A 25,679-nucleotide genomic window follows, 5' to 3' on the forward strand; every position below is an offset into this window, starting at 1 on the left:
AGGCGCGTAGCTCAGCTGGTTAGAGCACCACCTTGACATGGTGGGGGTCGTTGGTTCGAGTCCAATCGCGCCTACCAAACACCTAAGAAGGAAAACGAATGTCTCGAACTTGCAGCAGCCAAGACAAGCTTTGATGAGTCTGCTGTAAGGCGTTTTCCAGAAAAAGAAAAAGTGCGGCTCGTCCGCGCTTTTTTTTTGCCCAAAATTTTCCCGAGCGAGTCATCATGCCCAATATCACCTTGCCCGACGGTTCCGTGCGCAGTTTCGAGCAACCCGTGACGATCGCCCAGGTCGCCGCGTCCATCGGTGCCGGCCTGGCAAAGGCTGCGCTGGCCGGCAAGGTTGATGGCAAGCTGGTCGATACCTCTTTCCTCATCGAGCGTGATGTGGCGCTGGCTATCGTGACCGACAAGGATGCTGATGGTCTAGAAGTCATTCGCCACTCGACGGCCCACCTGCTGGCCTATGCGGTGAAGGAGCTGTTTCCCGAGGCCCAGGTCACCATCGGGCCGGTGATCGAGAACGGCTTTTACTACGACTTCGCATACAAGCGCCCGTTTACGCCCGAAGATCTTGAGAAGATTGAAGCGCGCATGACCGAACTGGCCAAGCGCGATGTGCCCGTTGAGCGCCGTGTGCTGCCGCGGGACGAGGCCGTGGCCTACTTCAAGTCGATCGGTGAGCATTACAAGGCGGAGATCATCGCCTCCATCCCCCAGGGGGAGGATGTGTCCCTGTATCGGGAGGGGGATTTCACCGATCTGTGTCGCGGCCCTCATGTGCCTTCCACCGGCAAGCTGAAGGTCTTCAAGCTCATGAAGGTGGCGGGCGCCTACTGGCGTGGCGACTCGAAGAACGAGATGCTGCAGCGCATCTACGGCACGGCCTGGGCCAAAAAGGAAGAGCAGGAAGCCTATCTGCACATGCTGGAGGAAGCCGAGAAGCGCGACCATCGCCGTCTTGGCAAGCAGCTGGGCCTCTTTCATCTGCAGGAAGAGGCGCCGGGCTTGGTGTTCTGGCATCCCAACGGGTGGACGGTCTGGCAGGCCGTTGAGCAGTACATGCGTGCTGTCTATCGCGACAACGGCTACCAGGAAGTGCGCTGCCCGCAGATCCTGGATCGTTCCCTGTGGGAGAAATCCGGGCACTGGGAGCACTACAAGGCCAACATGTTCACCACTGAGTCGGAAAGTCGCGACTATGCGGTGAAGCCCATGAACTGTCCGGGCCATATCCAGATCTTCAATTCCGATCTGCGCTCCTACCGTGAGTTGCCTCTGCGCTATGGCGAGTTTGGTGCCTGTCACCGCAATGAACCGTCCGGGGCGCTGCACGGCATCATGCGGGTGCGCGGGTTTACTCAGGACGACGGTCATGTGTTCTGCACGGAAGATCAGATCGAGGCCGAGGTGACCGCCTTCAATGCCTTGGTGCGCAAGGTGTATGCGGACTTCGGTTTCAGGGATGTGGCGGTCAAGCTGGCCTTGCGCCCGGATAGCCGGGTGGGGTCGGATGATGTATGGGACAAGGCGGAGGGCGCGCTGCGCGCTGCGCTGCGGGCCAGTGGTCTGGAGTGGACCGAGTTGCCCGGTGAAGGCGCCTTCTATGGCCCGAAGATCGAATTCCACATCAAGGATGCGATTGGCCGGTCCTGGCAGTGCGGCACCGTTCAGGTGGATTTCTCCATGCCGGCTCGCCTTGGGGCCGAATATGTTGGCGAGGACAACGGCCGCCACACGCCCGTGATGTTGCACCGGGCAATCCTCGGTTCGCTGGAGCGCTTCATCGGTATCCTGATCGAAAACCACGCCGGTGCATTGCCCCTGTGGCTGGCGCCGGTGCAGGCAGTGGTGCTGAACATCTCTGAAGCGCAGGCGGATTACGTCACGGAAGTCGTCAAAACCTTGCGTTCGCGCGGATTCCGGGTCGAGGCCGATTTGCGCAACGAGAAGATTACTTATAAAATACGCGAACATAGCGTTCGTAAGCTGCCTTATCTGCTGGTTGTCGGCGACAAGGAAAAGGCAGCAAATGTAGTGGCCGTCCGCGCCCGGGGTAATCAAGACCTCGGTCAAATGTCCCTCGATGAGATTGTCGAGCGTTGGCAAAGCGAAGTGACTTCGTTTGCCGGCACGGCCTGATATTTTTGTTTTCATGGAGAATTGAACCATCGCTCAGGATAAGAAGCTGCGCATAAACGGCGAAATCAGTGTGCCGGAAGTGCGCTTGACGGGTGAGGACGGTGAGCAGATCGGCATCGTCACTCTGCGTGCTGCATTGGAAGCGGCGGAAGAAGCTGGTGTGGATCTCGTCGAGATCGCGCCCATGGCCAAGCCCCCCGTGTGCCGCCTGATGGACTTCGGCAAGTACAAGTACGAAGAAGCCAAGCGGGCCCACGAAGCCAAGCAGAAGCAGAAGCAGATTCAGGTCAAGGAAGTCAAGCTCCGTCCGGGTACGGACGAGAACGACTACCAGATCAAGCTGCGCAACCTGATCAAATTCCTGAACGAAGGTGACAAGGCGAAGGTGACCCTCCGTTTTCGTGGTCGTGAAATGGCCCACCAGGAATTCGGCATGCGCCAGCTGGAGCGCGTCAAGGCCGACCTGGAAGAGATCGGCCAGGTCGAACAGATGCCGAAGATGGAAGGGCGCCAGATGATCATGGTCATCGCGCCGAAGAAAAAGCATTAAGAAAATTCCGGCACCGCAAGGTGCCGGGGCACGGCGCGCAGCATAGCGCGCCGGAAACAAGTGGTGACGGGTTGTTGAAGCGTTTCCGGAAGTCGGAAGCCACCCGGGGCCATGTCATAAGCTGGAGTACTTCATGCCCAAGATGAAGACCAAGAGCGGGGCCGCCAAACGGTTCAAGGTCCGCGCTAGCGGTAGCATCAAGCGTTCGCAGGCGTTCAAGCGCCACATCCTGACCAAGAAGACGACCAAGAGCAAGCGCCAGCTTCGCGGCATGACTGCCGTGCATGCTGCGGACGAAAAGTCCATCCGCGCCATGATGCCCTACGCCTGATTTAGGAGAACGCAATGCCCAGAGTTAAGCGCGGTGTAACCGCACGTGCACGTCACAAGAAAGTCCTCGACCAAGCCAAGGGTTACCGTGGCCGTCGCAAGAACGTATACCGGATCGCCAAGCAGGCGGTGATGAAGGCGGGGCAATATGCCTACCGCGACCGTCGTCAACGCAAGCGTCAGTTCCGCGCCCTGTGGATCGCCCGTATCAACGCCGCTGCGCGTGAAGTCGGTCTGACCTACAGCCGCTTCATGAATGGCCTGAAGAAGGCTTCCATCGAAGTGGACCGCAAGGTGCTGGCTGATCTGGCCGTTTTCGACAAGCCCGCTTTTGCGGCGCTCGCCGAACAAGCCAAGGCCCAGCTCGCTGCGTAATCCAACGCAGCACGAAAAAAGGAGGCCTGGCCTCCTTTTTTTTGTCCTGAACCCGGGATAAGACAGAAAAATGGATCAACTCGATCAACTCGTCGCGCAGGCTGAAACCGATTTTGCCGCTGCAGTCGACGGTGCCGCCCTTGAAACGGCCAAGGCCCGTTACCTGGGCAAGGCGGGCTCTCTCACTGAACTGTTGAAGGGCCTTGGCAAGCTCGATCCGGAGGCCCGCAAGAGCGCCGGTGCGGAGATCAACAAGGCCAAAGCTGCCATCGAAGCCCTGCTCAATGCGCGGCGCGATGCCCTGCAGCAGGCTGCGCTCGAAGCCCAGCTGGCCGCCGAAGCGCTGGACGTGACCCTGCCGGGCCGTGGCGCCGGTGTCGGTGGCCTGCACCCGGTGGTGCGTACCCTGGAGCGTGTCGAACAATTGTTCCGCTCCATCGGCTTCGATGTGGCCGAAGGCCCCGAGATCGAGACCGATTTCTACAATTTCACGGCATTGAACACGCCGGCCAATCACCCGGCCCGTTCGATGCACGACACCTTCTATCTGGAGAACGGCGAGGGGGTGATGCTGCGCACCCACACCAGCCCGGTCCAGATCCGTGCCATGCAGGCCCACGTGGAGGCCTACAAGGACTGCGACACCATGCCCGAGCTGCGCGTAATCGCGCCGGGGCGGGTGTATCGGGTGGACTCCGATGCCACCCACTCTCCCATGTTCCATCAGGTCGAAGGCCTGTGGGTGGGCGAGTCGGTCAGCTTTGCCGACCTGAAGGGCGTTGTCGCCGATTTTCTGCGCAGCTTCTTCGAGAGCAACGATCTGCAGGTGCGCTTCCGTCCGTCCTTCTTCCCGTTCACCGAGCCGTCGGCCGAGATCGATGTGGCCTTCATGAGCGGCGCCCTGAAGGGCCGCTGGCTGGAAATCGCCGGTTGCGGGATGGTGCATCCCAATGTGCTGCGTTTTGGCGGCATCGACCCCGAGCGTTACACCGGTTTTGCCTTCGGCATGGGGCCGGACCGCCTCACCATGTTGCGCTATGGCGTCAACGACCTGCGCCTTTTCTTTGAAGGCGATCTTCGTTTCCTCGGTCAATTCAGGTAAGCCATGCAATTCTCAGAACTCTGGTTGCGCAGTTTCGTCAGCCCGGATCTCGATTCGGACGCGCTGGGCCATTTGCTCACCATGGCGGGGCTGGAAGTGGAAGAGCAGGACGGCGTGGCCGCCGTGTTCTCCAAGGTTGTCGTCGCGCAGATCGTCGAGGCAGAGAAGCACCCGAATGCCGACAAGTTGCGTGTCTGCAAGGTGGACGCCGGGCAGGGCGAGTTGCTGCAGATCGTCTGTGGCGCCCCCAACGCGGCGGTCGGAATCCGGATCCCCTGCGCCCTCGTCGGCGCCGATCTGGCCGGTTTCGGCATCAAGGCGGCCAAACTGCGTGGCGTGGAATCCTTTGGCATGCTGTGCTCGGCCAAGGAGCTGGGCATCTCCGAGGAAAGCAGTGGCCTGCTGATCCTGCCGGAAGACGCTCCGATCGGCACCGATCTGCGCGAGTACCTGGCGCTCAATGACACGCTGTTCACCATCAAGCTCACGCCCAACCGCGCCGATTGCCTCAGCCTGACCGGCATCGCACGGGAAGTTGCCGCGCTGACCGGCAGCCCCCTGAGTCTGCCGGCCTGTGATCCGGTGGCTGCGACCCATGACGCGACCCGGGCCATCGTGCTCGATGCACCGGAAGCCTGCCCGCGCTATTGCGGTCGGATCGTCCGGGGTGTGGACGCCAGGGCGGCGACGCCGGAATGGATGAAGCAGCGCCTCGCGCGCAGCGGCATCCGCTCCATCAGCGCCCTGGTGGATGTGACCAACTACGTCATGCTGGAGCTGGGGCAGCCCCTCCACGCCTTTGACGAGGCCAAACTGAACGGCGCCATCCATGTCCGCTTTCCGGCGGCGGGCGAGCAGGTTCTGCTCCTCAATGGCCAGACTGTGACACCGGCAGCCGACACCCTCCTGATCGCTGATGAGTCCCGCGCCCTCGCCATGGCGGGTGTGATGGGCGGTGAAGACAGCGGGATCACCCTCGACACCACAGACCTGTTCCTGGAGAGCGCCTTCTTCGCACCCGATGCGATTGCCGGACGCGCCCGGGCCCATGGTTTCTCCTCCGACGCCTCCTACCGCTTCGAGCGCGGGGTGGACTTCGCCCTGGCTGGTCAGGCCATCGAGCGTGCCACGCGCCTGATCCTCGACATCTGCGGCGGCCAGCCTGGCCCTGTTGTGGAGTCCGTGGAGCCAGCCAAGCTGCCGGCCCGCGCACCGATCCGCCTGCGTGCGGCCCGTGTGCGTCGTGTGCTCGGGATTGCGCTGAGCGCTGATGCCGTGGCCGAGATGTTCGTGCGCCTCAACCTGGACGTGGTCAGGGATGGTGAAGACTTCGTCGTCACGCCGCCCTCTTATCGTTTCGACCTGGAGATTGAGGAAGATCTCATCGAAGAGATCGCCCGTCTCCATGGCTACGACAACATCCCGGTGCTGGCGCCGCGGGGGCCGATCAGCATGCTGCCCCGACCGGAAGCCCGGCGGGACGCCATGTTCGTCCGCCGTCTGGTTGCCGGTCGTGAATTCCAGGAGGTCATCAACTTCGCCTTCGTCGAGGAAGCCTGGGAAAAGGACTTTGCCGGCAACACCGACCCGGTGCGCCTGGCCAACCCGATTGCCAGTCAGATGAGCGTGATGCGTTCGACGCTGATCGGTGGTCTCGTCGCCAACCTGGCCGCCAACCGCAAGCGTCAGACCAACCGGGTGCGTGTCTTCGAGATTGGGCGCTGTTTCACTCGCAGCGTCTCGGGGCAGCCCGTCGATGGTTTCCATCAGCCGATCCGCCTGGCCGCCCTGGCCGGTGGTCTGGCCCGCCCCGAGCAGTGGGGTGAGGCTGGCCGGAATGTGGATTTCTTCGATCTGAAGGCCGATCTCGAGGCGCTGCTGTTCCCGCGGGTTGCCGAGTTCGAGCGGGTGGTGCATCCGGCGCTGCACCCGGGGCGTTCCGCCCGGGTCATCCTCGACGGCAAGTGCATCGGCTTCATCGGTGAGCTGCATCCGGTCTGGGTGCAGCGTTATGAGCTTGGCAATGCGCCGGTGGTCTTCGAGATTGAACTCGACGCCCTGCTGGAGACCGTAACGCCGGCTTACCGGGAGGTGTCCCGCTTCCCCGCGGTGACCCGTGATCTGGCTCTCGTGGTGGATCAGGATGCAGCGGCGGCACAGCTCCTGAAGGGCCTGCAGAGTGTGGCTCCAGGCATTGTTCAGCGCATCGAGCTGTTCGATCAGTATCAGGGCAAGGGTATCGAGCAAAACCGGAAAAGCCTTGCTTTCCGCGTAGTTATGCAAGAAACTCAGAAAACTCTGGAGGATGCCGAAGTGGATGCCGTGATGACTGCCCTGACCCGCCACGCCGAAGAAAATCTCGGCGCGAAGTTGAGGGCCTGATCACATGAGCATGACTTTGACGAAGGCGGAGCTCGCCGACATGCTCTTTGAGCAGGTCGGCCTCAACAAGCGTGAAGCCAAGGACATGGTGGAGTGTTTTTTTGAGGAAATCCGCATGGCTCTTGAACGGGGCGACTGCGTCAAGCTGTCTGGCTTCGGCAATTTCCAGCTGCGTGAGAAACCCCAGCGTCCCGGTCGCAACCCCAAGACCGGTGAGGAAATTCCAATTACTGCCCGGCGTGTGGTGACTTTCCACGCCAGCCAGAAGCTCAAGGCCAATGTGGAGCAACTGAGCGATGTCGCAAAGTGACCTTCCGGCGGCAGCCGACCTGCCGCCGATCCCCCTCAAACGGTATTTCACCATCGGTGAAGTAAGTGAATTGTGTGGGGTCAAACCCCACGTGCTGCGCTATTGGGAGCAGGAGTTCACCCAGCTGCGGCCGGTCAAGCGGGGAGGGAACCGACGCTACTACCAGCACCATGAGGTGCTGTTGATCCGTCGTATCCGCGAGTTGCTGTATCAGGACGGTTTCACCATTTCCGGCGCACGCAATCGGCTCGACGAGATGGCTTCCCGCAAGCGCGAGGATGCGGAAGAGTCGGTGGGCCTGCGTGAGCAGCTCGCATCCATCCGGGCCGAGATCAAGTCTCTGCTTAACGAGCTGCAAAGCTGAACAGTGCAGCCCGGCGGGCTGTACTTTCCCCAATCCGGGGCGACGCTGGTCTGGCGCCGCCCCTTTTCTTCGAGCCCTTTCCCATGACCTATTGTGTGAGCATGCTGCTTGATGCCGGTATGGTGTTCCTGTCGGACTCCCGTACCAATGCCGGTGTCGACCATATCAACACCTTCCGTAAGATGAGCATCTTCCAGCGCCCGGGAGAGCGTGTGCTGGTGTTGATGAGCTCCGGCAACCTGGCGATCACCCAGCAACTCGTATCGATGCTGCGGGAGGCCATGGCGGCCCAGGATGGGCGGGAAAGCCTGTGGTCGGTACCCAACATGTTCGAGGCGGCCCGCCACGTGGGGGAGACTCTGCGGGAGGTGTTCCGCCGGGATGCGGAGGCGCTGCAGAATTTCGGCATCGATTTCACCGCCGCGCTGATTCTCGGAGGTCAGATCGGCAAGGAGCAGTCTCGCCTGTTCCATATTTACGCTGCCGGCAATTTCATCGAGGCCACGCCCGATACGCCGTACTTTCAGATCGGCGAGTCGAAGTATGGCAAGCCGATCATCGACCGGGTGGTGAAGCGTCATACCAGCCTGGATGAGGCGGCCAAGTTGGCCCTGATCTCCATGGACTCGACCATCCGTTCCAATCTGTCGGTGGGCGTACCCCTGGATCTGGCCATCATCAAGACCAATGAGCTGCAGATCTCGTCGCACCTCAGCATTGATGCCAAGAACGAATACTTCGCGATGATCCGCAATCGCTGGAGCGAGGCCCTGGGCCACGCTTTCGACGAGCTGCCCAATCCGGACTGGTTGGGCAGGGGCGACGAGCTGCCCTGAGCCTGAAGGCCCGGCGGGGCCTTACCAGCCCTGGGCCTGCCGTCGTCCCTGCTCGCATTCGGCGCGAAACTGCAGGAACTGGCGCAGGCGCTTCATTTCGATCTCGCCACGCTCGGCGGCTTCCCGCAGGGCGCAGCCGGGTTCCGAGTCGTGCCGGCAGTCGCGGAAACGACACTGGCCGGCGTAGGGGCGAAATTCCCGGAAGCTCGCTTCCAGATCCTCTCCATCCAGGTGCACCAGCCCGAAGGTCTGCATGCCCGGGCTGTCGATGATGCCGCCGCCCTCCGGCAGGGGGTAGAGTCGGGCGAAGGTCGTGGTGTGCTTGCCGGTGTCCAGCACCTCGGAAATCTCGCGGGTCTCGGCCCGCGCCTCCGGAATCAGCGCGTTGGTCAGCGTCGATTTCCCCATCCCTGATTGCCCGACGAGCAGGCTGGTTTCGCCGATCAGGCGTGCCCGCAGGGTGTCCACATTATCCAGGGCTGACATTTCGAGCACCGGGTAGCCGAGGGCCGCAAAGGCTGCGAGGCGGCTGCGGGCATCGGCCAGGCCGGCCACGATGTCGGTCTTGTTCAACACGATCAGCACCTTGAGCTTCTGATCCTCGGCCGCACACAGACAGCGGGAGATGAACTCGTCGCTGAAGCTCGGTTCGGTGGCCACCACCATCACCACCTGGGTGGCGTTGGCGGCGATCAGCTTCTGGCGCCAAGCATCGGAGCGGTATAGCAGGCTGCTGCGTTCCACCAGCTTGTCGATGACGCCCTGGCCGGGGCCGGTAGGCGCGATCTGCACCCGGTCGCCGCAGGCAAACAGGCTTTTCTTGCCACGGGGGACGCACAGCAGGATCTCGCCGGCGTCGCTGCGGACTTCATACTGCCGGCCAAAGGCGGCGATCAGGGTACCGAAGGTCTTCACTGGCGGGCCGCCTGCAGTCGGGCGATGCGGATCGCCGCCGGGGGATGGGAGTCGTAGACGCTGGAGTAGAGCGGGTCGGGGGTGAGGGTGGAGGCGTTGTCCCGGTACAGCTTGACCAGGGCGTTGACCAGCTCGGTGGCCGGTGCCTGGCTGGCGGCATAGGCATCCGCCTGGAATTCGTGCTTGCGCGACCACATGCTCATCAGGGGAGTCAGGGGGAAAGTGAACACCGGTAACACCAGGGCGAACAGCACCAGCGTGGGTGCCGTGCCGGTGGCCTGCATGCCCAGCCCTTCAAAAAACCATGGCTGGCTGGACAGATGCCCCAGCAGGGCAAAGAAGGCCAGGCTGCCGGCGCCGATCACGGCCAGGCGTTTCCAGAGATGGTGATGGTGGTAGTGGCCCAGTTCATGGGCCAGCACGGCCTCGACTTCGGTGGGGGCCAGCTTGTCGAGCAGGGTGTCAAAAAACACGATGCGCTTGGCGGCGCCAAAACCGGTGAAGTAGGCGTTGCCGTGGGCGGAACGTTTCGAGCCATCCATTACGAACAGACCCGACAGTCGAAAGCCGCAGCGGGTCATCAGGCCTTCGATGCGGGCCTTGAGGGGGCCGTCCTCGAGGGGTTTGAACTTGTTGAACAGCGGGGCGATGAAGGTCGGATAGACCAGCAGCACCAGCAGGTTAAAGGTCAGCCAGAAGGCCCACACATACAGCCACCAGCGTTCTCCCATGGCGCCCATCAGCCACAGCACGAAAGCGATCAGCGGCAGGCCGATGAGGGCGGCCAGGGCGATACCTTTCAGGGTGTCGGCGATGAACAGGCCCGGCGTCAGGCGGTTGAAGCCGAAGCGGGCTTCCAGGTTGAAGCTGCGGTAGAGGCCGAGGGGGAGATCCACGAGCCACGAAACACTGGCCACCAGGGCGATGAAAGCCACCCCCTGGGCCAGGCTGCCGGTATCGAGGAAGCGGCTCGCCAGTTCATGGAGGGCCTGCAGGCCACCGCCCAGGGTCAGGATCAGCAACAGGCAGGCCGAGATGAACAGGTCGATCATGCCCAGCCGCACCCGTGCCACGGTGTAGTCGGCGGCCTTCTGGTGGGCATCGAGGGAGATGTTGTCGGCAAAGGCGGCGGGTACGGCACCCCGGTGGTGGCGTACGTGCAGCATCTGGCGCATGGCCAGCCAGAAGCGGACCATCAGGCCGGCAAACAGGGCGAGCAGGAAAACGGCGGAGAGTTGGCTGGAGGTCATCGGCGAGGGGCAGGGCAGGGGTGGCTTGAGCCGGGCACGGCGCCGGGCATGGGCGTAGAATCGCGCCTTTACCAAAAAGCGGACCGATTATGGCACAGGACCAGAATCACCTCATCTGGCTGGACATGGAAATGACCGGCCTCAATCCCGACAGCGACCGCATCATCGAGATCGCCATGGTCGTCACCAACAGCAACCTGGATGTGGTGGCCGAGGGGCCGGTGGTCGCCGTGCATCAGCCTGATGCCGTGCTCGACGCCATGGACGAGTGGAACAAGAACACCCATGGCCGCTCCGGCCTGATCGACCGGGTCAAGGCATCCACCATCGGCGAGGCTGAGGCGGAGCAGCTCTACCTGGACTTCATGAAGCAGTACATCCCGTCGCGCACCTCGCCCATGTGCGGCAACTCCATCGGCCAGGATCGCCGCTTCATGGCCCGCTATATGCCGGCGCTGGAAGACTGGTTCCACTATCGCAACCTGGACGTGTCCACCCTCAAGGAGCTGGTCCGGCGCTGGCGTCCGGATGTCTACAAGGGCCTGGAAAAGAAGGGGGCGCATCAGGCACTGGCGGACATCCATGAGTCGATCGCCGAGCTGCGTTACTACCGGGACAACTTCCTGAAGGTCTGAGCCTTCCCGGTGCCGGTCTGCAAGGACTGGTCACAATGATTGAAGAGGGCGCCTGGGCGCCCTCTTGCGTTTACCTGTTCAGCTGCCCCGCAGCCACTTGCGGCTGCTCTGGGTGTCGAGCAGCTCCCGCGGGGTGGCAAGGCCCTGGGCATTGGCACGCGCCAGGGCAACCTGCAGCAACTGGGCCACGCTCAGGGCTTCGAGCAGTGCGTCCTGACGATCCAGACGGTCAATGCCGAAGGCGCCCAGCCAGGCATCCATGCGCGCCTGGCCGGAAATCCGCTCCGGATAGAGGCTGGGCATCAGCACCATCAGATCGATCCAGTCGAGCTCGGGCAGGGAGCCCAGGTTGTGCTCGAAGGCGCGCTGGAGGGTGCCCTGGTTGAAGGGCGCATTGAAGACGATGACCGGGGCGCGGGCAATGAACCGGACCAGGCCGATCAGGGCATCTGCCGGCGCGCTGCCAAGTCTGGCCCGATAGGCGTCGCCGGGGTGGAGCAGCCCCTGGTTGAGGGCCACGGCGCCGACGGCCAGCAGCCGCTGACCGCCGCCTTCCATGGGGCCGGTTTCGGTATTGACCACCACGTAGCGGGTTTCGTAGTGGGAGCGGCCCGGGTCGGGCGGCGGCAGGGTGGCAAGGCTGTCCACTGCGTTCTGCTGCTCGGGGGTGAGGGCCGGCGCACTGCCGGGCAGGAGTCGGGAGAGCCAATTCATATTTGATAATCGAGCTTGAGTCGCAGTTGAATCTTGCGGGCCTGGCGGAAGGCTTCCTTGAGGATGCGCCGGTCCAGCTCGTTGAGGTCGTCGGGTTTGACTCGGTTATCGCCCGATGAGCCGTGGTCCGTATCCAGGTGTTGATGGCGCAGGCGCAGCAGCTGGATGAAGTGAAAGCCGTCGGCCATGGCGGACAGCTCCTCGGCCGGCATGCCGATGCGTGAGCCGCCCTGGCGCAGGCGCTGCACCGTGCTGGTGGCGTCCACCCCGGTGCGCAGGGACAGGACCCGGGCGGCGTCCACGAACAGGCGGGCGCCGAATTTCTTCAGGTCGATGGTGCCGGGGTGGCGGGGGTCGTCGTCGGTGACGAAGTCGCGGATCTTGCCCAGGGGTGGCGACACGTCGAGGGCGTTGGTGGCCATGGCCTTCAGGAAGGCCGGGTTGCCGCCGGTCATCGACAGCAGCCAGTGGCGCAGCTTGTGGGCGAGTTTTTCGTCGCCGTAGAGCACCCGGTAGTCGAAGAAGATGGTGGCGTTGAGCAGGGCTTCCGGGTGTGGTTCGCGGATCCAGGTGCCGAACTTCTCGCGCCATTCTTCGAAGGTCAGGCACAAGTCGGGGTTGCTGGCCATGATGTTGCCGGTGCACAGGGGGAAGCCACAGGCGGCCAGGTCGTTGTTCACGTCTTTGGCAAACGCCAGCAGGCGCAGCTTGAGGGGTTCCTTGTCGGCCCATTCGGGGAGCACGTAGAGGATCCCGTTGTCCTGGTCGGTGGACAGGGTCTGTTCGTGGCGGCCCTCGGAGCCGAAGGCCAGCCAGGCGTACTCGACACCGTAGAGATCGTGGCGATCGAGGTTGAGTTCGATGATGCGGCGGGTCAGGGCGTCGTTGAGGGCCGAGATGAACTGGGTCAGTTGCTCGGCGCCGATGCCCTGGGCCAGCAGGTTGAGGGCCAGTTGGCGGATGTCGCGGCTGGCCCGCTGCAGGGCCTGGACGTCGGCGGCACTCTCGATGCCCGAGCGGATCTGGCGCAGGCCGATGCGCTGCAGGGCGAACAGGTCGCGTTCGGAGATCACGCCCTTGAGCTTGTCTTCAGTGTCCACCACCAGGATGTGGCGCACGCCGTGGGTGGCCATCTCGAGGGCGGCGTCGTAGGCGCTGGCGCTGGCGTGGAGGGTGTGCGGCGGGGTGGTCATCACGTCGGCGATGGGCCGGGTGAGGTCGAAGCCCGGTAGCACGATGCGCTTGAGGATGTCGCTCTGGGTGAGCACGCCCACCGGCTTTTCATCGTCCCCCGCCACGGCCAGGCAGCCGACACCGGCTTCCACCATCTTTTCGAGGGCCGCGCGGGTGGCGATGCCCGGCGCCACGAAGACCGGGTCTTTCTTGACCAGGTTCGACAGGGAGGTCGTCATCGTCTGCTGCTCGGCGGCCCGCTGGGAAAACTGGACCTGCAGCTGCTCCCGTGACTGGTTGAGCAGGCTGGCGATGTAGCGGGTGCAGAACAGCTGGAAGGTCGGGCTCAGTTCCTGCAGCTTGAGAAAATCTGCCGCGGGTAGCTGGAAACAGTAGCTGTCTTCGACGGCGATGTAGCCGTTGGTGGAAGGGCGCCCGGCGGAGATTGCGCCGATGGGGAAGCCTTCACTCGGCCCCAGGGTGAGGGTGGAGTATTCGGTGACTGCAACACCGCCCACCTGACGGGCCTGCACCTTGCCGCGGTACACGATGTAGAAGAAGCGCGGCGGGCCGTCTTCGGGCATCAGGATCTCGGACTCGGCGGGATAGAAGGCCGTTGCCAGGCGCTCGCCCAGAAAACGCAGGGCTTCCGCCTCCATCCTGTCGAAGGGGGCGTGGCGCCGCAGGAAGTCCAGATTGGTACGGATCAGGGTGTCGGAGGCGGTGGTGTCCATAAGCAGACCGATTGGCTTGGATCAAACCTTCGAATCTACTCCCGCGCTGCCCTGGTGTCATGATCTTGCGCAAGAAATCAACACTCTTCCGATGCGTAGTGCGCGGGGCCGGCTCCGTTACAATCGTCCGGACCCCTAACTGGACCATTGCCATGACCGCAACCATTCTGCCCGCCGTCGAAATCGAGACCGGCCCGTCACCCACCCATGCCGTGATCTGGATGCATGGCCTGGGGGCCGATGGCCATGATTTCGAGCCCGTGATCGACGAGTTCGAGGAGGACCGGCTCCCTTTCACCCGTTTCGTGTTTCCCCATGCGCCCACCCGCCCGGTGACCATCAACGGGGGTTACGTGATGCGCGCGTGGTACGACATCGTGTCGTCGGATTTCTCGACCCGCCGGGAAGATCCGGCCGGCGTGCGCGAGTCGGCTGAGCTGATCGAGGCCCTCATCGCCCGGGAGAACGCCCGCGGCATTCCCGACAACCGCATCGTGCTGGCCGGCTTCTCCCAGGGTGGGGCGATTGCGCTGCACACGGCGCTGCGTCATCCGAACCGGCTGGCCGGAGTGCTGGCCCTGTCCACCTATCTGCCCCTGGCGGACACCCTGGCCGGGGAGGCTTCCGCCGCCAACGCCAAGACCCCCATCTTCATGGCCCACGGCCTGGGGGACCCGGTGATTCCCTGCGATTTCGGCAAAGCCTCTGCCGACCTCCTGAAAGCCGCCGGCTATCCGCTGGAGTGGCGCACCTACCCGATGGACCATTCCCTGTGTCTCGAGGAGGTGCAGGACCTCGAGCTCTGGCTGGCCCACGTGATGTCACGCTGACATCACGGCGTGCACATCAGGACGGGCGGCGCTTGAGCAGGTTGTTGCCGATGAAGCTCAGTACCGTCTCGTCCCGCTGATTGACGGCCTTGTAGAGGAGGCGGGCGATTCCCCGGTCCGGTTTGGATGCGGAGGGGCGCACTTCCAGCACCTCGACCACGCTGCGCAGCGTGTCGCCGGGGCGTACCGGCGCCAGCCAGCGCAGTTCGTCCAGGCCCGGCGAGCCGATGCTCGACTGGCTGAAGATGCCTGTCTGGATGAACAGCCGGAAGCAGATGGCGATGGACTGGAAGCCACTGGCGATCAGCCCGCCGTAGGGCGACTCGGCGGCGGCGTTCACATCCAGGTGAAAGGGCTGGGGGTCGTAGCGGAAGGCGAAGTCGATGATCTCCGCTTCAGTGAGGGTCAGGCCCCCGCTGGTGAAACGGTCGCCGACGATCAGGTCGTCCAGGTAGCGGGTATCCATGTTGTTGTCTCCTGTGGGGTGGTGTGAGGGGCGATCTTAGCCCACGGGTGGCGGGCCGAGGACGTCCTCGCAGACTTGCAGCCAGGCCCGGGCGGCATGGGACAGGTAGCGACCGGGCATGTGGATCAGGGCCACGTTCCAGTCGATCCCGGTATCGGCCAGCGGCCGCGCGGCCAGTTCGCTGCCGAGCCGGAGGCGGGCCAGCAGCGGGGCCGGCATGAAGGTGGTGCCGAGGCCGGCAACGGCCATCGTCACGAGAAAGTCCCACTGGCTGCTCTGGGCGACGATGCGCGGCTCCACCCCGATGGCTCTGAATGCGCCGCGCAGTTGCCGTGTCAGGGAGAAGTCGTCTGGCAGCAACACCAGGGGTTCAGCCTGCAGGGCCGCCAGTTCGACGGCCGGGCTGGCCGCCCAGGCGGCCTGACGGGCGCCCACGGCGTGGATCGGAAAGCGCCCGAAGCTGCGCGCGGCAAGCCCCAGGGCGGGATCGGCAGGGAGCAAGGTGACGCCGATCTCCAGTTCACCACTGGCCACCTGCTGTTCGATCACCTGCCCGCCGCTTTCCTTCAGGCTCAGGCTGATGCCCGGGTGGCGTTCGCGGAAGGCCTTCACCACCGGCGAGAACAGCAGGTTGGCCATGGGCGGCAGGCCGATGGTCAGCTCACCGCGGGCCAGGGTGGTCAGGTCACCCAGTTCGCGGGTCAGCTCGCGCATCAGCCCCAGCGCCTGCTGGCCCCGCTCGAACACAATCCGGCCGGCATCGGTCAGCTGCAGCTGGCGGCCATGACGCAGCAGCAGGGGCTGCCCGACTTCGTCCTCCAGCTGGCGGATCATCTTGCTGACGGTGGATTGGGTCACGCACAGGCTGTCGGCGGCCAGGGTGAAGCTGTTGTGGCGGACGGTCTCGACGAAGTAGCGGAGGGCGCGAAGGTCCATGAGTGCATGAATAAAACGACTGGATGAAAGGATATTAAGTCATCCGGTGACTGTTCGCGTGTCCCTATACTTTTCCCCGATCTGAAAATCGGAGAACACTTCAATGCCCATGGAACGCATCCGCCTGGCCCGCCTGCGGGACCGCATCATGTCCCCCGAGGCCGCCGCCGAGCTCTTCACCGATGGCATGACCGTCGGCATGAGCGGCTTCACCCGCGCCGGTGATTGCAAGGCGGTGCCCTTTGCGCTGGCCGAGCGTGCCGCCCGCGAGCCCCTGCACATCACCCTGATGACCGGCGCGTCCCTGGGCAACGACATCGACAAGGTGCTGACCGACGCCAATGTGATCAGCCGCCGCATCCCCTTCCAATCCGACCCGACCCTGCGCCGCAAGATCAACGCCGGGGAGGTGATGTTCATCGATCAGCATCTGTCCGAGACCGTCGAGCAGCTCCGCTCCGGCCAGATTGCGCCGGTGGACATTGCCGTGGTCGAGGCGACGGCGATCACCGAGAACGGCGGCATTGTGCCGACCACCTCGGTGGGCAACTCGGCGAGCTTCGCCGTGCTGGCGAAGAAGATCATCGTCGAGATCAACCTGAGCATGCCCACCGAGCTGGAGGGGCTGCACGACATCTACATCCCGACCTACCGGCCGCACCGCCTGCCCATCCCGTTGATGGCGCCGGAGCAGCGCATCGGCCTGCCCTACATCCCGGTGGACCCGGAGAAGATCGTCGCCATCGTCATTACGTCCAAGTCCGACAGCCCGTCCAACGTGCTGCCGCCGGACGTGGAGACCCAGGCGATTGCGGGCCATCTCAACGAATTCCTCTACCACGAGGTCAAGGCCGGGCGTCTGTCCGCATCGCTCCAGCCCCTTCAGGCCGGCATCGGCACCATCGCCAACGCGGTGCTCCATGGCATGCTGGACTCGCCCTTCCGTGACCTGAAGATGTACTCCGAGGTGCTGCAGGACAGCACCGTGGAGCTGCTCGACGATGGGCGCCTGAGCTTCGCCTCGGCTTCGTCCATCACCCTGTCGAAAAGCGCCAGCGAACGGGTGCTGAGCCAGCTCTCCCGCTACAAAAACCGCCTGGTGCTGCGCCCGCAGGAGATCAGCAATCACCCGGAGGTGATCCGCCGCCTGGGCCTGATCACCATCAACACGGCGCTGGAGTGTGACATCTACGGCAACGTGAACTCCACCCACGTGGGCGGTACCCACATGATGAACGGCATCGGCGGCTCGGGCGATTTTGCCCGCAATGCCCATCTGTCGGTGTTCGTCACCAAGTCGATCGCCAAGGGCGGTGCCATCTCCAGCATCGTGCCCATGGTGTCCCACGTGGACCACACCGAGCACGACACGGACATCATCGTCACCGAGCACGGGCTGGCTGACCTGCGTGGCCTGGCGCCCCGGGAGCGGGCGCTGCAGATCATCGACAACTGCACTGACCCGCTGTATCGGGACATTCTGAAGGACTACTTCCGGCGCGCCTGCCGCCGCGGCGGACATACCCCGCACCTGCTGCAGGAGGCCTTTGCCTGGCACCTGCGTTATGCCCAGAACGGATCGATGCTGGAAAACCAACCGGAGAAGCAGCTCGAGCCGGCCTGAGCCTGGCTCTCTCTCCATCAAGAACGGAGCGCGTGCAGGCCGCGCTCCCGGCGACAGTCGAAATGCCCTTCGATCCGGAGCCCTGCAAGACCGCCTGCACTTCTCTCCCAAGAGGCCACCCGCGCTCCGCCTGCTGTTTTGGCGGAGCGCGGTGCTGGTTTTCTCTGTCCCGTCCCGGCCTCAGGCGCAGACCCTGACCTGTGCATCTCCCCGTTGCATCCGGCCGACCACCGCGGCATCACCAAAACCACCGGCCCGGAAACACGCCAGCACCTCGTCCACGCTGCCGGAATCGCAGGCTACCAGCAGGCCGCCGCTGGTCTGGGCATCGGCCGTCAGGCTGCGTTGCCATTCTTCCACGTCGGCGTCGAACTGCACGGCGTCTCCGCAGCTTGCCAGGTTTCGTCCAATGGCGCCCGGGCCGATGCCCAGCTTCGCAAACGGGATCGCTGCCGGCATGATCGGCAGGGCGCCGGTCTGGATCGTCGCGCCCAGGCCTGCGCCGCGGCACAGCTCGAGCAGGTGCCCGAGCAGGCCGAAGCCGGTGACGTCGGTGAGGGCATGTACCCCGGGCAGCACCGCCAGAGTGGGGCCTACCTTGTTGAGGCGGGTGGTGGTGGCAATCATCTGGGCATAGCCATCGGCGTCGAGCAGCCCTTTCTTCATGGCAGAGCCGAGAATCCCTACCCCCAGGGGCTTGCCCAGGATCAGCACGTCGCCGTCGCGGGCATCGCGGTTGCGCTTGATCACGTCCGGATGGGCCAGCCCCAGGGCGACAAGGCCGTAGATCGGCTCCGGCGAGTCGATGCTGTGCCCGCCAGCCACCGGGATGCCGGCCTCGGCGCAGATGCTGGCGCCGCCTTCGAGAATGCGCCCGATGGTGGCCACCGGCAGGGTGTTGATCGGCATGCCGACAATGGCCAGGGCCATGATGGGGGTGCCGCCCATGGCATAGACGTCGGAGAGGGCGTTGGTGGCGGCGATGCGCCCGAAGTCGAAGGGGTCGTCGACGATGGGCATGAAGAAGTCGGTGGTGGCGATCAGGGCCTGCTGGTCGTTGAGGCGCCACACGGCGGCATCGTCGGCGGTCTCGGTGCCCACCAGCAGATCGGCAAAGGGCCGCGCCGCGGGCATGTGGGCCAGCATCTCGCTGAGGACGGCGGGGGCGATTTTGCAGCCGCATCCGCCACCATGAGACAATTCGGTCAGTCGCAAAGGTGCTTCAGTCATCTTTTTTTCCTGTCAATTTTTCCGTGCTTCAGGTGTCCAGTCATCCTGCCCCCTTTTCTGCCTCCGTCGACCAGCTTGGCGACTTCGACACCATCATCGATGTGCGTTCGCCCTCGGAATACGCAGAAGATCATGTGCCCGGTGCCATCAACTGTCCCGTCCTCGATGACGAGGAGCGGGCCCGGGTGGGGACCCTCTACAAGCAGGTGTCGCCCTTCGAGGCGCGCAAGGTGGGTGCGGCACTGGTGTCCCGCAACATTGCCAAGCATATCGAGAACCCGTTTTTCAGCAAGCCGAAGTCCTGGAAACCCCTGATCTATTGTTGGCGCGGAGGGCAGCGCAGCGGTGCGATGACCCTCGTCCTGGGCCAGGTGGGCTGGGCGGCCCGGCGTCTGGAGGGGGGCTACAAGGCCTTCCGCCAGCGGGTCATGGACGACCTGGACGCGCTGCCCGCGGCCCTGCAGCTGAACATCCTGTGCGGCCCCACCGGGAGCGCCAAGACGGCCCTGCTGGCCGCGCTGGCTGCACGTGGCGGGCAGGTGCTTGACCTGGAGGGGCTGGCGCGCCACCGCGGCTCGGTGCTGGGGGGCGAAGCGGATGGCCTGCAGCCCGGGCAGAAAGCCTTTGAAACGGCCCTCTGGGCGGCTCTGCGGCAGCTCGACCCCGCCCGGCCGGTGTGGTCGGAATCCGAAAGCCGGCGGATCGGGCGTCTGCATGTTCCGGGGGCGCTCTTCGAGGCCCTGCGCAACGGGGCGTGTACGCGGGTGGAGGCGCCGGTGGCGGCCCGGGTGGCACATCTGCTGGAGCGCTATTCCGACCTGATTGCCGACCCGGCCTCCTTCTGTGCGCGGATCGAACGTCTTGTCTCCCAGCACGGGCACGAGCGTGTCCAGGCCTGGAAAGCGCTGGTGATGGCGGGTGCGTGGCACCAGCTGGCGACCGAACTGGTGAACGATCATTACGATCCGGCTTATCGCAAGGGGGGAGAAGGGTTGTATCGCCAGCTCGCCACGGCCCGCCGGCTGCCGCTGGAAGCGCTGGACGAGCTCATGCTGGCGCGGGCGGTGGAAACGCTGCCGATCTGATCAGGGCTTCGGCCGGCTTGCGGCGATCAACGCCAGGGTCTGTTCGAGGGCATCGGACAGGTCCACCGCCAGGGGCATGCAGTCGGCCCGGCCTTCCCGTGCCGACTGCTCGGCGGCCTGAGCCAGGGCCATCAGCTCGTGATCCATGATGTTGCCCGCCGAACTCTTCAGGGAATGGGCAAGGCGCGCCACGCTCGCGGTGTCGCCGGCTTCCGCGGCTCTTCGGAGCTCGATCGATACCGGGGCCTGGGTGCTCTCGAAGATCCGCAGCAGCTTGTCGATGAAGGCCGCCCGCCCGGCATAGCGGGCGGCCAGTTCGTCGTGGCGGATCATCGGGGGGCCGCCTCCGACCCGCGGTTAAGCACGCTCACAGCACTTCCGCCGCGTGGTCGGCGAGGCGCGAGCGCTCGCCCCGCTGCAGGGTGATGTGGCCCGAATGCGGCCAGCCCTTGAAGCGGTCGACCACGTAGGTGAGACCCGATGAACCCTCGGTGAGGTAGGGCGTGTCGATCTGGGCGATGTTGCCCATGCACACCACCTTGGTGCCCGGCCCGGCGCGGGTGATGAGGGTCTTCATCTGCTTGGGGGTGAGGTTCTGGGCTTCGTCGATGATCAGGAACTTGTTGATGAAGGTGCGCCCGCGCATGAAGTTGAGGGACTTGATCTTGATGCGGCTGCGGATCAGGTCGCGGGTGGCGGCGCGGCCCCACTCGCCGCCCTCGCCGGTGGTGCCGTTGAGCACGTCCAGGTTGTCTTCGAGGGCGCCCATCCAGGGGGCCATCTTTTCCTCTTCGGTGCCGGGCAGGAAGCCGATGTCCTCACCCACCGGTACGGTGACCCGGGTCATGATGATCTCGGAGTAGCGCTTGGCTTCGAGCACCTGGGTCAGGCTGGCGGCCAGGGTCAGCAGGGTCTTGCCGGTGCCGGCCTGGCCGAGCAGGGTGACGAAGTCGATCTCCGGGTTCATCAGCAGGTTGAGGGCGAAGTTCTGCTCCCGGTTGCGGGCGGTGATGCCCCACACGTTGTTCTTCTGGTGGGAGTAGTCGATCAGCGTTTCGAGGGTGACCGCCCGCCCGGCTTTCTCCTTGACCCAGGCCTGCAGGGGCTGTTCGCCCTCCTGGTAGACGAACTCGTTGATCAGCAGGTCGGCGGTGTCCGGGCCCTTGAGCTTGTAATAGGTGTGGGTGTCCTGCTTCCAGGATTCGATGTCCTTGCCATTGGCTTCCCAGAAGGCGGCGTCGATCTCCTTGGTGCCGGTGTACAGCAGGTCGGTGTCTTCGAGGACCTTGTCGTTGAAGTAGTCCTGCGCGGCCAGGCCCAGGGCGCGGGCCTTGATGCGCATGTTGATGTCTTTCGACACCAGGATCACCGAGCGCTTGCGGTCGAACTTCTCGAACAGGTGCATCACCACCGCGAGGATCTGGTTGTCACCCTTGGCGGTGGGCAGCGCGGCAGGCAGCTGGATGTTGATGGCCTCGGTCTGCAGGAACAGGCGGCCGCTGGCCAGCTCGCTGGAAGGGCCGACAAGGCTGATGCCGTCGTCGATGCCGTCGGGGCAGGTGCCCACGATCTCGTCCAGGGTACGGCTGGCCTGGCGGGCGTTGCGGGCGACTTCCGACATGCCTTTCTTGTTGGAGTCGAGCTCCTCCAGGGTCATCATCGGCACGAAGATGTCGTGCTCTTCGAAGCGGAAAAGGCTCGTCGGATCGTGCATCAGCACGTTGGTGTCGAGGACGAACAGCTTGGTGGAGGCAATCTTGGACTTCGCGGGGCGTCGGGTGGCCATGGTCGTCGGTCTTCTCGGCTGTCGTGGGAGGGGGGTTACAAGGTCCTGATGTAGTCCAGTACTTCCTGGGCGTGGCCGGGCACCTTCACGCCGCGCCATTCGCGGCGCAGGACGCCGGCGGCGTCGATGACGAAGGTGCTGCGTTCGATGCCGCGAACCTGCTTGCCGTACATGTTCTTCATCTTCATCACGCCGAACAGGGTGCAGGCGGTTTCGTCCGGGTCGGAGACCAGGTCGAAAGGCAGGGCCTGCTTGGCGCGGAAGTTGTCGTGGGACTTGAGGCTGTCGCGGGAGATGCCCAGCACGATGGTGCCGGCGGCGAGGAACTCGGGGTGCAGGTCGCGGAACTGCTGGCTTTCGGTGGTGCAGCCGGGGGTGCTGTCCTTGGGGTAGAAGTACAGCACCACCTTGTGGCCCTGAAGGGCGGAGAGGGTGATCGTCTGGTTGCCGGTGGCGGGGAGGCTGAAATCGGGGGCGGCCTGGTCGAGCATGGTGTCTCCGGAAAAGTGTTCCGGCATCAGCCTAATCCGATGACGCAGGGCTGGCAATCCGTCCCGCGTGAAGAATGGCCGCCCCGCTGGCTCAGGCCGGGTCGAAGAGCAGTGCGGCGGCCACGGTGCGGTGCTCGGCGACGAGGATGTTGTAGGTGCGGCAGGCGGAGCCCAGGTCCATCACCTCCAGGCCGATCCGGGCGGCCATCAGGCTCTTCAGCAGCCTGGGGTGGGGAAAGCGCTGCTTCATGCCGGTGCCGAGGATCAGGATCTCGCAGCCGAGGCCGGCCAGGTGCTCGAAGGCGGCCTCGTCGAGGGTGGCGAAGCCGCCCTGGTGCCAGTCGGGTTCGATGCGGTCAGGCATCACGATGACGCTGGATTCGTGGCGGGTGGCGCCGACCATCACGTGGGTGGCGTCGTAGCGGGCGATGGTGTTGTACTGGTCGCTCTTGTCGAGGTGGAGTTTCATGGGCGGATCTCTGTGGTGGCGGGACGCTGATTTGCCCGGTCCGGGTGGCTTGGGTAACATTATAGCTTTGCGTCTTCACGCACCTGCCGGTCGTGTCTTTGCCGGCAGCAGGGGGTTGAGGCCCCGATCATGAGCCGCCACGCCAAACTGCGCGTCGTTTCGAAGCCCGCCGCCGAGAAGCCCGCGCCCACCAGCAAGGAAACGGAAAGTACCGTGCAACCCATTCGCAAGTCCGACAAGCTCGCCAACGTCTGTTACGACATCCGTGGCCCCGTGCTGCAAAAGGCGAAGCAGATGGAGGACGAGGGCCACAAGATCATCAAGCTGAACATCGGCAACCTGGCCGCGTTCGGCTTCGACTCGCCCGAAGAAATCCAGCTCGACATGATCCGCAACCTGCCCAATGCGGCCGGCTACTCGGACTCCAAGGGGATCTTCTCGGCCCGCAAGGCGATCATGCACTACACCCAGCAGAAGCACATCAAGGGTGTCACGCTGGAAGACATCTACGTGGGCAACGGCGTGTCCGAGCTGATCGTGATGGCCATGAACGCGCTGCTCAACACCGGCGACGAAGTGCTGGTGCCGGCCCCCGACTACCCCCTGTGGACCGCCGCCGTGAGCCTGTCCGGCGGCACCCCGCGGCATTACATCTGTGACGAAGCCAACGAATGGCTGCCCGACCTTGACGACATCCGCGCCAAGATCAGCCCGCGCACCCGGGCCATCGTCATCATCAACCCCAACAACCCCACCGGCGCCCTCTACCCCGACGAGACCCTCAAGGCCATCGTCCAGATCGCCCGCGAGCACGGCCTGATCATCTACGCCGACGAGGTCTACGACAAGGTGCTCTACGACGGCGTCGTGCACACCTCCATCGGCTCCCTGTCGGAAGACGTGCTCACCATCACCTTCAACGGCCTGTCCAAGAACTACCGTTCCTGCGGCTACCGCGCCGGCTGGATGGTGGTGTCCGGTGACAAGCGCCCGGCGGCCGACTACATCGAAGGCCTCAACATGCTGGCCTCCATGCGCCTGTGCGCCAACGTACCCGGCCAGTACGCCATCCAGACCGCTCTCGGCGGCTACCAGAGCATCGACGATCTGGTGGCGCCGGGCGGGCGCATGCGCCGCCAGCGCGATCTGGCCCACGAGCTGATCAACGCCATCCCCGGTGTCAGCTGCGTCAAGCCCAAGGCCACCCTGTACATGTTCCCGCGGCTCGATCCCAAGATCTATCCCATCCAGGACGACCAGCAGTTCATCGCCGAGCTGTTGGAAGAGGAGCGGGTGCTGCTGGTGCAGGGCACGGGCTTCAACTGGCACAGCCCCGATCACTTCCGCCTGGTCTTCCTGCCCCACGAGGACGACCTGCGTGACGCCATCGGCCGCATCGCCCGCTTCCTGGCCAACTACCGCAAACGTCACGGCACCTGAGCATACCGGGGGCGCGGCTGTTGTCGCGCCCTTTCCGTTTTCAACACCGAACCACTCACCTGAACCTTTCATTTCCCAAAAGACCATGAAACCCATCAATGTTGGCCTCCTGGGCATCGGCACCGTCGGCGGTGGCACCTTTACCGTCCTCAAGCGCAACGAAGAAGAAATCACCCGCCGTGCCGGCCGGCCGATCCGCATCACCGCGGTGGCCGACAAGAACCTGGAACTGGCGAAGAGCGTGACCGGCAGCGGCGTGCGCCTGACCGATGACGCCTTCTCGGTGGTGACCGACCCCGAGATCGACATCGTCGTCGAACTGATCGGCGGCTATGGTGTGGCCAAGGAGCTGGTGCTGAAGGCCATCGAGAACGGCAAGCACGTGGTCACCGCCAACAAGGCCCTGCTCGCCGTGCACGGCAACGAGATCTTCGCCGCCGCCCAGAAGAAGGGCGTGATGGTGGCCTTCGAGGCCGCCGTGGCCGGTGGCATCCCCATCATCAAGGCCCTGCGCGAAGGCCTTTCCGCCAACCGCATCCAGTGGATCGCCGGCATCATCAACGGCACCACCAACTTCATCCTGTCCGAGATGCGTGACAAGGGCCTGCCCTTCGCCGAAGTGCTCAAGGAAGCCCAGCGCCTCGGCTATGCCGAAGCCGACCCGACCTTCGACATCGAAGGTGTGGACGCCGCCCACAAGGCCACCCTGATGGCCTCCATCGCCTTCGGTGTGCCCGTGCAGTTCGACAAGGCCTACGTGGAGGGCATCACCAAGCTCGACGCTGCCGACATCAAGTACGCCGAGCAACTGGGCTACCGCATCAAGCTGCTGGGCATCGCCCGCCGCCGTCAGCAGGGCATCGAGCTGCGCGTGCACCCCACCCTGATCCCCGAAAAGCGTCTCATCGCCAACGTGGAAGGCGCCATGAACGCCGTGCTGGTGCAGGGCGACGCCGTGGGCTCCACCCTCTACTACGGCAAGGGCGCCGGCGCCGAGCCCACCGCCAGTGCCGTGATCGCCGACCTGGTGGACGTGACCCGCCTGCACACCGCCGACCCCGAGCACCGCGTGCCCCACCTGGCCTTCCAGCCCGACCAGATCACCGACGTGCCGGTGTTGCCCATCGAAGAGGTGGAGACCAGCTACTACCTGCGCCTGCGCGTGCTCGACAAGCCGGGCGTGCTGGCCGACGTGACCCGCATCCTGGCCGACCAGTCCATCTCCATCGACGCCATGCTGCAGCGTGAGCCGGAAGAGGGTGAGTCCCAGACCGACATCATCATCCTGACCCACCTGACCATCGAGAAGAACGTGGACACCGCCATCGCCAAGATCGAGAGCCTCGACTCGGTGACCAGCCAGGTGATCCGCCTGCGCCTGGAAAACCTGTAATTCCCGGGTTTTCAGCGTTTGCCAAAGCCGCCTCCGGGCGGCTTTTTCCTTGTGCGCCCAGCATGGGCGCCCTCCTGCGGGTGGAAGTCCCGCCGTAAGTTGATCACAGCGAACGAAG

At 64.3% G+C, this 25,679-nt stretch carries 26 protein-coding genes and 1 tRNA gene; 16 read left to right on the forward strand and 11 right to left on the reverse strand.

The annotated features are described in order from the left end of the window. From L6Q67_RS12470 to L6Q67_RS12515, 10 genes are all read left to right on the forward strand, one after another. Window positions 1–77, forward strand: a tRNA-Val gene (locus L6Q67_RS12470). Window positions 78–224: 147 nt separating this feature from the next. Next, window positions 225–2,141 carry a threonine--tRNA ligase gene (thrS, locus tag L6Q67_RS12475; protein WP_296569760.1) on the forward strand — a complete coding sequence of 639 codons (1,917 nt, stop codon included), beginning with the start codon at window positions 225–227 and terminating at the stop codon, window positions 2,139–2,141. A gap of 28 nt (window positions 2,142–2,169) precedes the next feature. Further along, window positions 2,170–2,691, forward strand: coding sequence for a translation initiation factor IF-3 (gene infC / locus L6Q67_RS12480; RefSeq protein WP_367171642.1), 522 nt, complete (start codon window positions 2,170–2,172; stop codon window positions 2,689–2,691). A 133-nt stretch (window positions 2,692–2,824) separates the two neighbouring features. Beyond that, window positions 2,825–3,022, forward strand: coding sequence for a 50S ribosomal protein L35 (gene rpmI, locus L6Q67_RS12485; protein ID WP_169145625.1), 198 nt, complete (start codon window positions 2,825–2,827; stop codon window positions 3,020–3,022). Between the two features lie 14 nt (window positions 3,023–3,036). After that, complete coding sequence (gene rplT / locus L6Q67_RS12490) at window positions 3,037–3,396, forward strand: 50S ribosomal protein L20 (RefSeq protein ID WP_141349527.1); 360 nt, start codon at window positions 3,037–3,039, stop codon at window positions 3,394–3,396. Between the two features lie 70 nt (window positions 3,397–3,466). After that, window positions 3,467–4,498, forward strand: coding sequence for a phenylalanine--tRNA ligase subunit alpha (gene pheS / locus L6Q67_RS12495; protein ID WP_296569762.1), 1,032 nt, complete (start codon window positions 3,467–3,469; stop codon window positions 4,496–4,498). 3 nt (window positions 4,499–4,501) lie between these two features. Beyond that, on the forward strand, window positions 4,502–6,880 hold the full coding sequence (gene pheT / locus L6Q67_RS12500) for a phenylalanine--tRNA ligase subunit beta (RefSeq protein ID WP_296569765.1): 2,379 nt from the start codon (window positions 4,502–4,504) through the stop codon (window positions 6,878–6,880). Window positions 6,881–6,884: 4 nt separating this feature from the next. Beyond that, window positions 6,885–7,190: an integration host factor subunit alpha gene (locus tag L6Q67_RS12505; RefSeq protein WP_296569767.1), complete on the forward strand. Its 306-nt coding sequence runs from the start codon at window positions 6,885–6,887 to the stop codon at window positions 7,188–7,190. Beyond that, window positions 7,177–7,554 (forward strand): MerR family transcriptional regulator, encoded by a 378-nt coding sequence (locus tag L6Q67_RS12510; RefSeq protein ID WP_296569768.1) that lies wholly within the window; start codon window positions 7,177–7,179, stop codon window positions 7,552–7,554. Before L6Q67_RS12505 ends, L6Q67_RS12510 begins: the two co-directional genes overlap by 14 nt. 83 nt (window positions 7,555–7,637) lie before the next feature. Beyond that, on the forward strand, window positions 7,638–8,390 hold the full coding sequence (locus L6Q67_RS12515) for a proteasome-type protease (protein ID WP_296569770.1): 753 nt from the start codon (window positions 7,638–7,640) through the stop codon (window positions 8,388–8,390). A gap of 21 nt (window positions 8,391–8,411) precedes the next feature. Here L6Q67_RS12515 and rsgA read toward each other — a convergent pair whose 3' ends face one another. Together rsgA and L6Q67_RS12525 are read right to left on the reverse strand one after the other, a co-directional pair. Further along, window positions 8,412–9,305 (reverse strand): ribosome small subunit-dependent GTPase A, encoded by an 894-nt coding sequence (gene rsgA / locus L6Q67_RS12520; protein WP_296569772.1) that lies wholly within the window; start codon window positions 9,303–9,305, stop codon window positions 8,412–8,414. After that, a complete protein-coding gene (locus L6Q67_RS12525; protein WP_296569774.1) occupies window positions 9,302–10,555 on the reverse strand; it encodes a M48 family metallopeptidase in 1,254 nt (417 codons plus the stop codon). The genes rsgA and L6Q67_RS12525 overlap by 4 nt, the downstream gene beginning before the upstream one ends. A gap of 89 nt (window positions 10,556–10,644) precedes the next feature. On the opposite strand from L6Q67_RS12525, the gene orn reads away from it, so the two are divergent. Further along, on the forward strand, window positions 10,645–11,190 hold the full coding sequence (orn, locus tag L6Q67_RS12530; protein ID WP_296569776.1) for an oligoribonuclease: 546 nt from the start codon (window positions 10,645–10,647) through the stop codon (window positions 11,188–11,190). A gap of 78 nt (window positions 11,191–11,268) precedes the next feature. Here orn and L6Q67_RS12535 read toward each other — a convergent pair whose 3' ends face one another. Together L6Q67_RS12535 and L6Q67_RS12540 are read right to left on the reverse strand one after the other, a co-directional pair. After that, complete coding sequence (locus L6Q67_RS12535) at window positions 11,269–11,904, reverse strand: 3'-5' exonuclease (protein ID WP_296569778.1); 636 nt, start codon at window positions 11,902–11,904, stop codon at window positions 11,269–11,271. Continuing rightward, window positions 11,901–13,811: a DUF294 nucleotidyltransferase-like domain-containing protein gene (locus L6Q67_RS12540; RefSeq protein WP_296569779.1), complete on the reverse strand. Its 1,911-nt coding sequence runs from the start codon at window positions 13,809–13,811 to the stop codon at window positions 11,901–11,903. Before L6Q67_RS12540 ends, L6Q67_RS12535 begins: the two co-directional genes overlap by 4 nt. Window positions 13,812–13,963: 152 nt before the next feature. On the opposite strand from L6Q67_RS12540, the gene L6Q67_RS12545 reads away from it, so the two are divergent. After that, window positions 13,964–14,641 (forward strand): alpha/beta fold hydrolase, encoded by a 678-nt coding sequence (locus tag L6Q67_RS12545; RefSeq protein WP_296569781.1) that lies wholly within the window; start codon window positions 13,964–13,966, stop codon window positions 14,639–14,641. A 16-nt stretch (window positions 14,642–14,657) separates the two neighbouring features. Here the strand turns inward: L6Q67_RS12545 and L6Q67_RS12550 are convergent, their stop codons facing one another. Together L6Q67_RS12550 and L6Q67_RS12555 are read right to left on the reverse strand one after the other, a co-directional pair. Further along, on the reverse strand, window positions 14,658–15,107 hold the full coding sequence (locus L6Q67_RS12550; RefSeq protein ID WP_296569783.1) for a MaoC family dehydratase: 450 nt from the start codon (window positions 15,105–15,107) through the stop codon (window positions 14,658–14,660). 36 nt (window positions 15,108–15,143) lie between these two features. Beyond that, window positions 15,144–16,043, reverse strand: a complete 900-nt coding sequence (locus L6Q67_RS12555) for a LysR substrate-binding domain-containing protein (protein ID WP_296569789.1) — start codon at window positions 16,041–16,043, stop codon at window positions 15,144–15,146. A gap of 103 nt (window positions 16,044–16,146) precedes the next feature. Here L6Q67_RS12555 and L6Q67_RS12560 point away from each other — a divergent pair, with 103 nt between their 5' ends. Then, window positions 16,147–17,667, forward strand: a complete 1,521-nt coding sequence (locus tag L6Q67_RS12560) for an acetyl-CoA hydrolase/transferase family protein (RefSeq protein ID WP_296569790.1) — start codon at window positions 16,147–16,149, stop codon at window positions 17,665–17,667. A 180-nt stretch (window positions 17,668–17,847) separates the two neighbouring features. On the opposite strand, the gene selD is transcribed toward L6Q67_RS12560, so the two are convergent. Further along, window positions 17,848–18,897, reverse strand: a complete 1,050-nt coding sequence (selD, locus tag L6Q67_RS12565) for a selenide, water dikinase SelD (protein WP_296569792.1) — start codon at window positions 18,895–18,897, stop codon at window positions 17,848–17,850. Between the two features lie 32 nt (window positions 18,898–18,929). On the opposite strand from selD, the gene mnmH reads away from it, so the two are divergent. Further along, entirely contained in the window at window positions 18,930–19,982 is a 1,053-nt protein-coding gene (mnmH, locus tag L6Q67_RS12570) for a tRNA 2-selenouridine(34) synthase MnmH (RefSeq protein WP_296569793.1), read from the forward strand. Here mnmH and L6Q67_RS12575 read toward each other — a convergent pair whose 3' ends face one another. From L6Q67_RS12575 to L6Q67_RS12590, 4 genes are all read right to left on the reverse strand, one after another. Continuing rightward, the gene (locus tag L6Q67_RS12575) at window positions 19,983–20,315 is read right to left on the reverse strand and encodes an Hpt domain-containing protein (RefSeq protein ID WP_296569795.1); all 333 of its coding nucleotides are present in this window, start codon (window positions 20,313–20,315) and stop codon (window positions 19,983–19,985) included. Between the two features lie 34 nt (window positions 20,316–20,349). After that, on the reverse strand, window positions 20,350–21,768 hold the full coding sequence (locus L6Q67_RS12580) for a PhoH family protein (RefSeq protein ID WP_296569796.1): 1,419 nt from the start codon (window positions 21,766–21,768) through the stop codon (window positions 20,350–20,352). 35 nt (window positions 21,769–21,803) lie between these two features. Then, on the reverse strand, window positions 21,804–22,259 hold the full coding sequence (locus L6Q67_RS12585) for a peroxiredoxin (RefSeq protein WP_296569810.1): 456 nt from the start codon (window positions 22,257–22,259) through the stop codon (window positions 21,804–21,806). 91 nt (window positions 22,260–22,350) lie between these two features. Then, window positions 22,351–22,728: an Mth938-like domain-containing protein gene (locus L6Q67_RS12590; RefSeq protein ID WP_296569798.1), complete on the reverse strand. Its 378-nt coding sequence runs from the start codon at window positions 22,726–22,728 to the stop codon at window positions 22,351–22,353. A gap of 213 nt (window positions 22,729–22,941) precedes the next feature. On the opposite strand from L6Q67_RS12590, the gene L6Q67_RS12595 reads away from it, so the two are divergent. Both L6Q67_RS12595 and L6Q67_RS12600 read left to right on the forward strand, forming a co-directional pair. Continuing rightward, a complete protein-coding gene (locus tag L6Q67_RS12595) occupies window positions 22,942–24,168 on the forward strand; it encodes a pyridoxal phosphate-dependent aminotransferase (RefSeq protein WP_296569811.1) in 1,227 nt (408 codons plus the stop codon). 85 nt (window positions 24,169–24,253) lie between these two features. Beyond that, complete coding sequence (locus tag L6Q67_RS12600) at window positions 24,254–25,561, forward strand: homoserine dehydrogenase (RefSeq protein ID WP_296569800.1); 1,308 nt, start codon at window positions 24,254–24,256, stop codon at window positions 25,559–25,561. Window positions 25,562–25,679: the final 118 nt, after the last annotated feature.

Origin of the sequence: Zoogloea sp., from assembly GCF_023150065.1 — a bacterium.
Classification (GTDB): domain Bacteria; phylum Pseudomonadota; class Gammaproteobacteria; order Burkholderiales; family Rhodocyclaceae; genus Zoogloea.

What these genes read in the sequence shown, in the direction of transcription:
- thrS (WP_296569760.1), top strand. Translation starts at nt 225, where the DNA reads ATGCCCAATATCACCTTGCCCGACGGTTCCGTGCGCAGTTTCGAGCAA.
- rpmI (WP_169145625.1), top strand. Translation starts at nt 2,825, where the DNA reads ATGCCCAAGATGAAGACCAAGAGCGGGGCCGCCAAACGGTTCAAGGTC.
- rplT (WP_141349527.1), top strand. Translation starts at nt 3,037, where the DNA reads ATGCCCAGAGTTAAGCGCGGTGTAACCGCACGTGCACGTCACAAGAAA.
- pheS (WP_296569762.1), top strand. Translation starts at nt 3,467, where the DNA reads ATGGATCAACTCGATCAACTCGTCGCGCAGGCTGAAACCGATTTTGCC.
- pheT (WP_296569765.1), top strand. Translation starts at nt 4,502, where the DNA reads ATGCAATTCTCAGAACTCTGGTTGCGCAGTTTCGTCAGCCCGGATCTC.
- L6Q67_RS12505 (WP_296569767.1), top strand. Translation starts at nt 6,885, where the DNA reads ATGAGCATGACTTTGACGAAGGCGGAGCTCGCCGACATGCTCTTTGAG.
- L6Q67_RS12510 (WP_296569768.1), top strand. Translation starts at nt 7,177, where the DNA reads ATGTCGCAAAGTGACCTTCCGGCGGCAGCCGACCTGCCGCCGATCCCC.
- L6Q67_RS12515 (WP_296569770.1), top strand. Translation starts at nt 7,638, where the DNA reads ATGACCTATTGTGTGAGCATGCTGCTTGATGCCGGTATGGTGTTCCTG.
- L6Q67_RS12525 (WP_296569774.1), bottom strand. Translation starts at nt 10,555, where the DNA reads ATGACCTCCAGCCAACTCTCCGCCGTTTTCCTGCTCGCCCTGTTTGCC.
- orn (WP_296569776.1), top strand. Translation starts at nt 10,645, where the DNA reads ATGGCACAGGACCAGAATCACCTCATCTGGCTGGACATGGAAATGACC.
- L6Q67_RS12535 (WP_296569778.1), bottom strand. Translation starts at nt 11,904, where the DNA reads ATGAATTGGCTCTCCCGACTCCTGCCCGGCAGTGCGCCGGCCCTCACC.
- L6Q67_RS12540 (WP_296569779.1), bottom strand. Translation starts at nt 13,811, where the DNA reads ATGGACACCACCGCCTCCGACACCCTGATCCGTACCAATCTGGACTTC.
- L6Q67_RS12545 (WP_296569781.1), top strand. Translation starts at nt 13,964, where the DNA reads ATGACCGCAACCATTCTGCCCGCCGTCGAAATCGAGACCGGCCCGTCA.
- L6Q67_RS12550 (WP_296569783.1), bottom strand. Translation starts at nt 15,107, where the DNA reads ATGGATACCCGCTACCTGGACGACCTGATCGTCGGCGACCGTTTCACC.
- L6Q67_RS12555 (WP_296569789.1), bottom strand. Translation starts at nt 16,043, where the DNA reads ATGGACCTTCGCGCCCTCCGCTACTTCGTCGAGACCGTCCGCCACAAC.
- L6Q67_RS12560 (WP_296569790.1), top strand. Translation starts at nt 16,147, where the DNA reads ATGCCCATGGAACGCATCCGCCTGGCCCGCCTGCGGGACCGCATCATG.
- selD (WP_296569792.1), bottom strand. Translation starts at nt 18,897, where the DNA reads ATGACTGAAGCACCTTTGCGACTGACCGAATTGTCTCATGGTGGCGGA.
- L6Q67_RS12575 (WP_296569795.1), bottom strand. Translation starts at nt 20,315, where the DNA reads ATGATCCGCCACGACGAACTGGCCGCCCGCTATGCCGGGCGGGCGGCC.
- L6Q67_RS12580 (WP_296569796.1), bottom strand. Translation starts at nt 21,768, where the DNA reads ATGGCCACCCGACGCCCCGCGAAGTCCAAGATTGCCTCCACCAAGCTG.
- L6Q67_RS12585 (WP_296569810.1), bottom strand. Translation starts at nt 22,259, where the DNA reads ATGCTCGACCAGGCCGCCCCCGATTTCAGCCTCCCCGCCACCGGCAAC.
- L6Q67_RS12590 (WP_296569798.1), bottom strand. Translation starts at nt 22,728, where the DNA reads ATGAAACTCCACCTCGACAAGAGCGACCAGTACAACACCATCGCCCGC.
- L6Q67_RS12600 (WP_296569800.1), top strand. Translation starts at nt 24,254, where the DNA reads ATGAAACCCATCAATGTTGGCCTCCTGGGCATCGGCACCGTCGGCGGT.